The organism is Rhizobacter sp. Root1221 (assembly GCF_001425785.1).
GTDB lineage: Bacteria > Pseudomonadota > Gammaproteobacteria > Burkholderiales > Burkholderiaceae_C > Rhizobacter.
In genome coordinates this window covers 23,257-34,147 of record NZ_LMDI01000017.1, presented here as the reverse complement: position 1 = coordinate 34,147, position 10,891 = coordinate 23,257, and the positions used below count along the sequence as shown (strand labels likewise).

The 10,891-nt window shown below is 65.8% G+C and carries 7 protein-coding genes; 2 read left to right on the top strand and 5 right to left on the bottom strand.

Going from position 1 to position 10,891, the window contains the following annotated elements:
• The first annotated feature begins 89 nt into the window (after positions 1 to 89).
• Complete coding sequence (galE, locus tag ASC87_RS14025) at positions 90 to 1,100, top strand: UDP-glucose 4-epimerase GalE (protein WP_056662739.1); 1,011 nt, start codon at positions 90 to 92, stop codon at positions 1,098 to 1,100.
• Between the two features lie 160 nt (positions 1,101 to 1,260).
• On the top strand, positions 1,261 to 5,067 hold the full coding sequence (locus ASC87_RS14020; RefSeq protein ID WP_056662737.1) for an exonuclease SbcCD subunit D C-terminal domain-containing protein: 3,807 nt from the start codon (positions 1,261 to 1,263) through the stop codon (positions 5,065 to 5,067).
• 205 nt (positions 5,068 to 5,272) lie between these two features.
• Here the strand turns inward: ASC87_RS14020 and ASC87_RS14015 are convergent, their stop codons facing one another.
• The 5 genes from ASC87_RS14015 to ASC87_RS32450 all read right to left on the bottom strand — a co-directional run bounded on the left by ASC87_RS14015 (position 5,273) and on the right by ASC87_RS32450 (position 10,818).
• A complete protein-coding gene (locus ASC87_RS14015; protein ID WP_157604041.1) occupies positions 5,273 to 5,551 on the bottom strand; it encodes a hypothetical protein in 279 nt (92 codons plus the stop codon).
• A gap of 59 nt (positions 5,552 to 5,610) precedes the next feature.
• Positions 5,611 to 6,477, bottom strand: a complete 867-nt coding sequence (locus ASC87_RS14010; RefSeq protein WP_056662730.1) for a cupin-like domain-containing protein — start codon at positions 6,475 to 6,477, stop codon at positions 5,611 to 5,613.
• Between the two features lie 105 nt (positions 6,478 to 6,582).
• Positions 6,583 to 8,577 carry a diguanylate cyclase domain-containing protein gene (locus ASC87_RS14005; protein WP_056662726.1) on the bottom strand — a complete coding sequence of 665 codons (1,995 nt, stop codon included), beginning with the start codon at positions 8,575 to 8,577 and terminating at the stop codon, positions 6,583 to 6,585.
• An 8-nt stretch (positions 8,578 to 8,585) separates the two neighbouring features.
• Positions 8,586 to 9,587, bottom strand: a complete 1,002-nt coding sequence (locus ASC87_RS14000; protein WP_157604040.1) for an ABC transporter substrate-binding protein — start codon at positions 9,585 to 9,587, stop codon at positions 8,586 to 8,588.
• Positions 9,588 to 9,756: 169 nt separating this feature from the next.
• Positions 9,757 to 10,818 carry an SGNH/GDSL hydrolase family protein gene (locus ASC87_RS32450; protein WP_162255161.1) on the bottom strand — a complete coding sequence of 354 codons (1,062 nt, stop codon included), beginning with the start codon at positions 10,816 to 10,818 and terminating at the stop codon, positions 9,757 to 9,759.
• Positions 10,819 to 10,891 lie beyond the last annotated feature (73 nt).

Here is a 10,891-nt window from a genome sequence, read left to right as displayed (position 1 = left end):
CGGGGGGACTTCGCCAGGGGTGGTCCGGGACCTATGATCTCGGCGCAGTACCGCCCCGCCTTTCGAACCCATTCTCCAGGTCCCCTTCCATGGCTCGCATCCTGCTCACCGGTGCCACCGGCTACATCGCTTCCCACACCTGGCTGGCACTCGCCGCCGCTGGCTTCGACGTCGTCGGTGTCGACAACTTCGCCAACAGCTCACCCCGTGTCCTCGACCGCCTCGCCGCGCTCGGCGGTTTCACCCCCGTGTTCGTCGAAGCCGACGTCACCGACAAGGCCGCGATGGATGCAGTGTTCGCCACCCACGCCATCGATGCCGTCGTCCATTTCGCCGCTTTCAAGGCGGTGGGCGAGTCCACCCAGATCCCGCTCGCCTACTACCGCAACAACCTCGGCGGCCTCGTCAACGTGGCCCAGTCGATGCAAGACCACGGTGTCTTCAAGATCGTGTTCAGCTCATCGGCCACCGTGTACGGCCAGCCGGAAACGCTGCCCATCACCGAAACGTCCCCCCTCGCCGCCACCAGCCCCTACGGCACCACCAAGTTGATGGGCGAGGAACTGCTGCGCGAACTCGAACGCTGCACCCCGGCGTGGAAGGTGGCCTACCTGCGGTACTTCAACCCGGTGGGCGCGCACCCCAGCGGCCAGATCGGCGAAGACCCGCGTGGCATCCCGAACAACCTGATGCCGTACGTCACGCAAGTGGCAGTGGGCAAGCGCCCGTTCCTGCAGGTGTTCGGCGGCGACTACGACACCCCGGACGGCACCGGCGTGCGCGACTACATCCACGTGATGGACCTCGCCGACGGCCACGTCGCCGCCGTGCGCCACCTGCTCGACCGCAACGAATCCGTCACCGTGAACCTCGGCACCGGCCAGGGCTACAGCGTGCTCGACGTCATCAAGGCGTTCGAAACCGCCAGCGGCCGCCCGGTGGCCCACCAGATCGTGGCCCGCCGGCCCGGCGACGTGGCCGCGTGTTACGCCGACCCGGGCCGCGCGAAGGCGGTGCTCGGTTGGTCCGCGTCGCGAGGGTTGGCCGACATGTGCGCGGACTCCTGGCGTTGGCAGAGCCAGAACCCGGATGGATTCTGACTAAGCCCCCCAGTCGGCTCTCGCCTCCTGCCCCCGAAGGGGCGGCCCCGGGTCGACCGGCAGAGTCGGTCCTCGCGGGTGGCTTGATCTGTCGCTTCGCTGCGCTTGCTCCGCGCCTGCTAGGAGTCCCGCCAGTGATCGGACCTCCTAGAATGTTGCGATGATTCTTGAAGTCACTGGCGAGCAGCTCGCGCAGCTGAACGACACAGACCTGCGGACATTGGTGGGCTATCTTTGCGAGCGTGAAATGCGGTCGCATGGACATGCTGCGTCCGCAGTGACGTGGGGCGGGCATCAGAACGCAGCTGATGGCGGGATTGACGTACGGGTGGCGCTTTTGGCTGGCGCGGCGATCGCGGGTTATGTCCCCAAGGCAGCGACTGGTTTCCAGGTCAAAGCCCAGGACATGCCGCGCGGAGCGATCCTTCAGGAGATGGCCCCGGGAGGTGCTGTCCTTCCCAGAATCATTGAGCTGGCGGCGAATGGTGGGGCCTACATCATCGTCAGCTCACAGGGTTCGCTTTCCGATACGTCCCTGAGGAGCCGGAAGGCCGCGATGGCGGAAGCGCTAAGGGGGCTTCCTTCTGCCTCGTCGCTGACGCTCGATTTCTATGACCGCCGCCGCATTGCCTCATGGGTGAACCAGCATGCCGGACTGGTGCCGTGGGTACGCGAAAAACTTGGGCTTCCCCTCTCCGGTTGGCGCCCATTTGAAGACTGGTCTAGTTCGCCGGCGCCCGTGGATACGTCGTACTTGCTGGACGCGAAAATCCGGCTCGTTGGCCCGTCAATCAAGGATGTGGATGGGCTGACCGCTGAGCAGGCGCTGGCGATGCTTCGCGGCATCCTCGTCAAACCCAAGGGCGTTGTCCGTCTCGTTGGCCTGTCCGGTGTCGGCAAGACACGCCTCATCCAGGCGCTATTCGACGATCGGATCGGAACGGAGGCGCTGCCTCGGTCCGATGCCCTTTATACCGACATTTCAGATGAACCCGATCCCGTCCCTCAGGAGATGCTATCGAGGCTGATCAGCATGGGCCACAGGGTCGTTCTGATTGTTGACAACTGTGGCATAGAACTGCATCGGAAGCTGGCGGCGAAGGTTGGGAACTCCGACTGCCTGCTTAGCGTTATTACCGTCGAATACGACATCATTGACGACGAGCCGCCGAATACAGACGTCTTCAAGCTAGAGCCCGCGTCGCCTGACCTCATCGAGAAGATGCTTGACATCCGCTGTCCGGCTATCGCCTCGCCCAGCCGCCACGTGATCGCGAGATTCTCCGAAGGAAACTCGCGCGTTGCCTTCGCGCTGGCGGAGACGGCAAAGAACGGCGAGTCGCTGTCCAAGCTGAATGACACAGACCTGTTCGAGCGCCTGTTCCGGCAGCAGAAGGCGACCAGCGCAGAACTCCTTGACGCTGCCAAAGCTTGCGCGTTGCTCTATTCATTCGACGGAGAGACGCTGGAGGGCGACAACTCCGAGCTTGTGTCCCTGGCAAAGCTTGCGGGGCAAACGGTGGACCAACTCCACAAGCATGTCGCTGAGCTTCACCGCCGACAACTCGTCCAGAAACGAAGCCAGTGGCGAGCGATTCTTCCCCACGCCTTGGCCAACAGGCTGGCCAAGCGTGCGTTCGAAGATGTTCCGTTGCAGCGCATTGAAAACGCGATCGTCACCGGGTCATCGGCCCGAATGCTGCGCTCGTTCTCCCGTCGCATCGGCTACCTTCATGACGATGAGCGTGCCGTTGCGTTGGCCGCGAAATGGTTTGCGACCGGAGGCCTCTTGGATCATCTCGGCAAGCTCAACACCTTGGGCGTGGAAATCTTCGAGAACATTGCTCCGGTTAGTCCAGCCGCAACACTCTCCTTCATCGAAGAGGCGGCGGCAAAAAGTGAAGACTGGTTCTTCGACGATGAGAATGACAACAAGGCCCAGATTCTCCGGGTCCTTCGATCCCTTGCCTATGGTTCGGATCTGTTCGGGCGCAGCGCGAGCTTGCTACAAAGATTTGTTCTGAACGAGCCCCTGGGAAAACATCACTCCGCAGTCGAACCTCTCAAGTCGCTCTTCTGGCTGTACTTGTCGGGGACGTATGCGAGCGCTGCTCAGCGGACGGCGTTCATCAAATCGCTACTTGAAGGCGTCGCGGCCGAACAGGAAATCGGCCTCACGCTCTTGGCAGAAATGCTCAAGACGTCGCACTTCTCCTCGCACTACTCATTTGAGTTCGGCGCTTGGAAACGCGACTTCGGCTTTCACCCGGAAGATGTCACTCAGGTACGGGATTGGTACGCGCAGGTCATCGAGTTGGCACGTGCCGTAGGCACTTCCGGAGGTGGATTGTCGGACCGTGTTCGACGGATGATGGCGAACCATGTCGCGGACCTTCTGCGTGCCGGCATGCTCAATGAAGTGATCGCCCTAGCAACGGCCTTCACGGGAGACAGTGGTTGGCCGGAAGGTTGGATCGGCGTTCGCAACGCCATGAGACGGGGCAAGGGCAAGTTCGCCGAAGCCGCATTCAAGGAGCTGGAAGAGTTGGAGCAGCGTCTTCGTCCTGGCAATCTTGCCGGGATGATTCGCTCTCATGCGCTCACGCCAGAATGGAGCGCTCTCGAAATCGCCGACCTTATTGAGGAGACGGCGCTTAAGCCGCTTGAAGCACGGCAGAAGATCCATGATCTGTGCGCCGAACTCGGTCAGCAGCTCGTCGGGAACGACCAGCAGTTCGCCGCATTGCTTCCTGAGATCGTCGCCGCCGATTCGCCGAAAACTTTCGAGCTCGGGCGAGGCTTGGCTACGGGCTGCCTCTCACTAGCGGAGTGCTGGAGCCGCCTACGGGATGAGTTTCTCAGGCTCCCGGAAGGCAACCGGAAGGCGCAATTGCTCGCCGGTTTTCTGACCTCGGCGATGGTCCGCTCATCGGGCGAAACCGAAAGTCTCCTCGATGAGGTGCTGTTCGACTCGCGTCTTCATTCCTATCTTCTCAATTGGCAGGCATGCGCAGGCCTCAATGGCAAAGCCTTTGAACGGATGATGAGGGCGCTGGCAATCGATACCGTGCCGATTTTCAGCTTTCATTTGCTCGCGAATGGGCGGGCCCACGAAGGGCTGGATGATGAGCAACTGCGCCTATTGCTGCAGGGGATCATTCGCCGGGACGGCGGGAATCGCGTTGCTGCGGAGATCCTGGGAATGCGTGTCTTCGGAAGGCGTTCTGACAAGCTGCCCATCAGTGAATCACTGAAGGCCACGGGCAGGGAGTTCCTGGCCAGAGTCGAACTAGAGGAGGGGGCGCATCTCGATCACATGATCGGCGAAGTGATCGAAGTGGCGTTCGACAAGCCGGAGTATGAGGATCAAGCGCGCGCTTTCTGCGCTCGGATCAGCGAGCCAATCGGAAGCCGGAGGGTCTATGCGTGGGACGTAGCCGAGATCATTGCAGCGCTAACGAAGACGTTTCCGCATATCGTCCTCGACATGCTCGTTGAGCAGGCGGTCGGCGAGGACGGCCTCGGGCGAACTCTCTTTCAGGACATCAGGGGCTATCGCGCCTGTCCGCTCGATGCCGTGCAGGAGGACGTGTGGATGGCGTGGGCAGCACAGAAACCGGAGACCCGTTACGAGCTTCTTGCGCGGGTGCTGCGGTTCTCGAATGCGGGCGACGAAGATCACGCCAAAGGCTGGTCGCCCGCGGCTGCAAGGCTTATCGATGTCGCACCGGAGCCCGCAAAGGTTCTGGATGCATTCCTTCTGCGCTTTCGGCCGAGTGGCTGGAGCGGCTCGCTTGCCGACACCCTCGCAACGCGAGCGCCGTTGATCGAAGTCCTCAAGCTGCATTCGAAGGCGGAGATCGCCGGGTGGGCCACCAATATCGCACCCCAGTTCGCCGCATGTATCGATCGCGAGCGCGCCCGTGAGGCGGTGGAAGATAGGGCCCGCGACCAGTCATTCGAGTAAGCCGCCGGTTGCATGCACCTCGTCAACATCTTCTGGGCCCCGTACGGGGTTGTCTCGCACCTTGAAGGTCAGGATTTCGGCGCGAAGTCGACGGCCCTCTTCTGGCCGACAACTCGCGCCCGTCAACCGGCATCGCACGACGGCTCATGAACAGACAGTGCAACTTCGAACATCGCGACCGCTTGGCTCGGGCCACCCCGATGGATCAGTACATGAGGGAGAAGGTGACGTACCCGGCACCTGCCTCGGCAAGGTACTTGATTCGCGACGTGCCTGCACTGATCGCAACGAATTTGAGGTGCCGCTGGGTTTCCTTCGCGTGCTTCGCAAGCTCCAAGGCCGCGATCACCCTGTCGTTGGCACGAGGCGCCAGATCGTTGTACGGCAGTTCGAGGTTCGCTCCAGCTGTCATGAGCGAATTCAGGTAAGGGCGGGTTTGAGCGTGGTGTTGAGCAAGTGATCTCTCCGTGGTTTCAGGCAGCATAGTCCCGGATCGCCTTCCCAAGGGTCAATGCCACCGTCGGGCTACCAGGAACACCCTGATCAACCGTGGCGGCCCAAGGCGTGGGCCACGCGCGCGCTGGTGCGCCACACGCCGGACTTGACGGCGTCGCGCCACGGGGCGGTGCCCACGGGATGCGGCCGAAGGCGCAGGCCCTGGCGCAGCTTGTGGTTCAGCACCATGGCGCGGGTCTGGGACTGGGTCTCGTCGGTGTTGAAGATGATCGACATCGAGATGGACACGTCGTCGGGGCCGTTGCGCACGTGGTGGCCCGCCACGAAGGGGATGTGCAATGCGTCCCCCGGGGCAAAGCGGAACGTGGTGCCCAGGCCCTCGGCCTCGGGGCGCCACACGGGCCGCACGCCGGCGTGGGCCACGAACCCCTCGCGCACGTCGGAAGGCACCACACGGTCGTCCCATTGCGGGAACACGGCCACTTCCTTGCTGCCCTGGAACTGCATCAGGATGGTGGAATAACGGTCGATGTGGAACGGCGTGATGCTGTCGGGCGACGCGATGAAGAGGTACAGCATCGCCCCATGCGCCTTCTCGCCAGCGCGGCGGTCGCGGATCAGCGCTTCGACATCGCCCACCAGTTCGCGGAACAGCGGCTGGAACGATCCGTCCGCCTCGGGGGAACGCACCATGATGTAGGAGTTCGACGTGCGGATGGTCTCGATCGTCTCTTCGATGGACAGGCCATTGGTGTGGTCGACATGGGCGCGGTCGAAGTCGTCCCCGCGGTCGAGCTTACCGCTCGAATAGAACACCTGGGACGACGGCAGTGCCGGGATGGCCCGGCCCAGGTTCTCGAGGGACAGGGCCGGATGGCCCATCAGCTGGTGGCGGAACGTGAACGCCTCGCGGTCCAGCAGGTTGCGCTGGATGTCGTCCGCGAAACAGGTCATGGATGGGGTCACTGCGCTGCCCTCCCGGGCGAATGGTTCGACTACGCCGCGTAGTGTCGTCGGACCTGGCGGTTTTCGCACTAGCGCATTCGCGGGGGGGCCCGGTCAGTACGCCGACACGGCAAAGGTGTTGCGGCCCGACCGCTTGGCGCGGTAGAGCGCCTCGTCTGCCCGCGACATCAGGGAGGCGCCATCTTCCGGCCCGCCACCGGACACCACCACGCCGATGCTCGTGGTCACCGGCAGCGCGGCGGCCCCCACGGCAAACGGCGGCTTCATGCCGCCGAGGATCTTGCGGGCCACCTGTTCGGCCTCCTGCCCGATGTTCAGGCCTTCGAGCACCACGACGAATTCGTCGCCGGCCAGCCGCGCCACGGTGTCGGTCGAACGCACGCTGCCCAGCATGCGGCGGGCGAATTCCTGCAGCACGATGTCACCGCCCTGGTGGCCGTGGGTGTCGTTGATGGCCTTGAAATGGTCGATGTCGAGGAACATCAGCGCGAGCGGCCGGCCGCTGCGCCGGCTGCGCGCCAGGGCCTCGTCGAGACGTTCGTTCAGCTGGCGGCGGTTGGGCAGGCCGGTCAGCGGATCCCTGCGGGCCTGTTCGCTCATGCGCGCCTCGGCTTCCTTCAGTGCGGTGATGTCGGCGCTCAGCGCATATACACCCGCCACATGGCCGTCCGCCCCCACGTCGGGGATGTATTCCGTGCGCAGGTGCCGCGACGCACCGCGCACCATGGACGCCACCTCGAACTCGACCCGCTCGCCGCGCAGTGCCCGTTCGAGCTGGGCTCGCCGCTGGGCATACACCGCGGGCCCGATCGCGTCGGACAAGGGCTTGCCGATCAGCTCGGACGGATCCACACCCAGCCAGGCCCGGTAGGTGCCGTTGCAGAAGCGGATCACGTGGTGTTCGTCGACGTACGAGATCAGCGCAGGCAGGTGGTCGGTGATCGTGCGCAGGCGCAATTCGCCGGCCGCACGCGCCGCCTCCGCCAGCTTGAGCGCCGTGACGTCGAAGGTCATCGCGTAGAACCCCACCACCCGCCCATCGGCGCCGACATCGGGCACGAGGTGGACCTGGAAGTGAACGCTTCCGCCATGGCGCACCGACTCCGCATCGAGCGTGACCCGCTCGCCGGCCAGCACCCGCGGCAGGAACGGCTCGTGCTGGGCGTACACGTCGTCACCGAGCGCCGAACGCATCGTGTACTCGCCGACGCGCGCGGGGTCCACGCCGAACCGCCGCAACGCCGGGCCGTTGGCAAACCCGAGCTGCAGGTCAGCGTCGAAGTAGCCGATCAGCGCGGGGATGTTGTTCGTGATGTCGGTCAGCCGCTGCTCGGACGCGACGCGACGTTGCATCTCGCCGCGGAGTTCGTCGCGCCGCTCCGAGATCGACGAGGTCATGCTGTCGAAGCCCCGGGCCAGGTGCCCGAGTTCGTCGTCGGAATCGAGGCCCACCTTGACGCTCAAATCGCCTGACTCGACGCCGGCCACAGCACGTTCGATGCGTGTCAGCGGCCCCACCATGCGGCGGGCGATCACGATGGACTGGCCCAGCAGCAGCGCCACGAGCAGCGCGAGCGACGACACCGAGATCCACCGGTACCGCCGCGCCGCCGCCTGCTGCACCGCCGCGGCCTCGCGCGACCACCGGTAGATGCCGTCGGCCAGGCCCTGCGTCTCGTTGATCATCTGGTCGACGAGGAATTCGGCGCGGCGGGCCGTGAACGCCGTTTCCGGCGCCTCCGTGAGCCCGGCCAGGAGATCGAACAGCAGCGGCAGCCGCCGTGCGGACTCGCGCAGCGCGTCAAGGCCCGCCCATTCGCCGGCGGGCGAGGCGGGCAAACCGAGTTCGACCACGAGCGCGCCATGGCGCTCGCGCCACTGTTCGGCCACACGGTCCTCGAAATAGCGCGGGTACTCCTGCGTCAACAGCAACAGGGCCGCCGCGTGGCGTGCCACGGTGCGCGAGCGCTCCTGCTCCGCCTCGGCATCGTGCGCCGCCCGCCGCGACTGCCATGCGAGGCCCGCCACCACCAGCACCACGCCGGCCGCCACGGTCAGGATGAGTTGCAGCTGGGTGCGGATGCGCATGGAATAGTTCAGCGGCTGATGCCGACCGCGGAGGGGTTCACGGCCATCAGCGGCGCGCGGTGGAAGAACGGCAGGAAATTGGGCGTCGTGCGCGCACTGACGTGCCCTTCGCGGATGGCCCAGCGCGCCTCGCTCTCCAGCGTCTTCAGCAGCGACTGGTCGAGCGACAACCGGTACACCTGCCGCGGCCACACCCAGTGCACGAAGGCGTCGTCGGTGGCGAGACGGCGGCGCAGGATGGCCTTGGCCCGGTCCGGTTGCTCGCGGATGAACTGTTGGGCCCGCCCCACGGCGGCCAGCAGCCGGGACAGGTCGGCATCGCGCCCCCCGGCGAGCTTGCGTTGCGCCACGAGGTTGAACATCACGTTGTACACCCCCTCGTTCGACAACTGCACCGCACCGGCCTTCAGCTCCGCGGCGATCCGGTAACCGTACGGTTCCCACACGGCCACCCCGTCCACGCGGCGCGACTGCAACGCTTCGAGCATCTCTTCCGGCTGCATGGGCACGGCGGTCACGAGGCGGGGTTCGATGCCGTGGATGAGCAGGAACGAGTCGAGGAAGTACTGGCTCGCCGTGCCCGCCACCACGCCGATCCTGTGGCCTGGCAGCGCCCGCGGTGCCGAGATGCCGGCGTCCTGGCGGACGATCAGCTTGAGGTCGTTGGTGGTGGAGGCGATGGTGCCCAGAACCACGAAATCGGGGGTGACGAAGCTGTTGAACATGATGGGGGTGTCGCCGGCCGTGGCCACGTCGGCGCTGCCGTCGAGCACCATCCGCATGCAACGGTGGCCGCCCGCACAATCGGCGATGTGCACACGCAGGCCCGCGTCCTCGAACAGGCCTTCGGCCTCCGCCACGTACAGCGGCAGCGACAGCGGCGAACGGGACACCGCGAGGTTCAGCACCGACTGGGCCCACAGCGGCCCGGACAGGCCCATGGCCACCACCACCGCGACGACCCGGCCCACCCGGTGGACGGGCGGCGAGCGGTGCGAAGGAAGGGTCATGGTCAGGCTCCGGAAAGGGCGCACGGGAAGTACCGGGGCCGTGCTCGTGGGGCCCCGAGACTGACCGCCCTGGCCGCCGGGGGCAACCAAGGCCCTTTCCGCCACCGGGCCTTGAGCGGCCGCGCTTGCCAACCGGGAAAGGCCCGCGTTGCCTCTGCCAGGCTCCCTGTCAGGGGCTGAACCGGCGGGTGAGCAGCGGCACCATCTCGGCCTCGGCGAGCGGCGCCACACCAAGTGCGAAGCGCCGGTTGAGCAGGTCGACAAGGGACTGGGCCCACAACACGTTCCAGACGGTGCCGGCATGGCCATCGGCGAGCGTGGCATGGAACGGCTCGTCGCCGGCCGAGTTCGAGACCTTCAGCGGCCCGAACGCCACCGTGCGGTAGGCCGGCACGCCCTGGGCGTCGCGTCCACCCCACAGCGACGCGAACCAGGCCCGGTCATCGAAAAACGCGACCTGCGGGCGGTCGGACGCCAACCGCTGCAGCGCCTGGTCGAACCGGTCCAGCCCAGCCGAGATGTTGGTCTGGTCGGCCGGCTGCCGCCAGCGGGTCAGGTACGAGGCCCAGTGGCGGTTGTCGAAGATGCCCACCACGACCACCCGGGTGGCCGGGTGAACCGCGCCAATGGCATCCACCGCCGTGCGGATCTGCGCCACGCAGGTGTCGATGTCCCGCACGACCTCGGGATCGCGCGGGTCGCGGGCGAGGCGGTCGAGTTCGCCGGCCTTGCCGAAGGTATTGACCCCGATGCGGATCACCACGACGCCACGCCGCCAGCGCGCAGGGTCTTCATTCATCAGCCGGATCAGCTCGGGCACCTGCCGGGACGTGCCGCCCATCAGGTCGTCACAGCCCTGCCCCGACGCCGCGAAGTTGTACCGGTGGTCCAGCTTGCGAGGGGCCCGGGCGTCGATGCCCACCATCCGCAGCACCTTTGCCGCACGCCCCCAGGTGCCGGTGACCTCGCGTTCACCCAGGTCGAAGGCCTGCCCGCGCAAGGCGGCGACGGCTTCGGTCCACTGGTAGGTGGTGTCGCGCAGGCGCCCGCCGCGCTCGGGCGAACCGGGCGGGAACGCCCGGTCGTCGTGGTACCCGTGGCTGTCGGAATCGCCGATGACGGCGAGCGGGATGCGGTCGGCCGGTGGGGCGGCCGGCACGAGCGCAGGCAAGCTCATCAGGACGGCGGCCAGCGCGTTGCGCCAGCGCGATGTAAGTGGGGAGGCTCGCATGTCAGGGTCGGAGTGTCGGCCATCACCCCCCCCGCCACACTCACGCATTCGGGGGATTTGCATCCCCACCCCC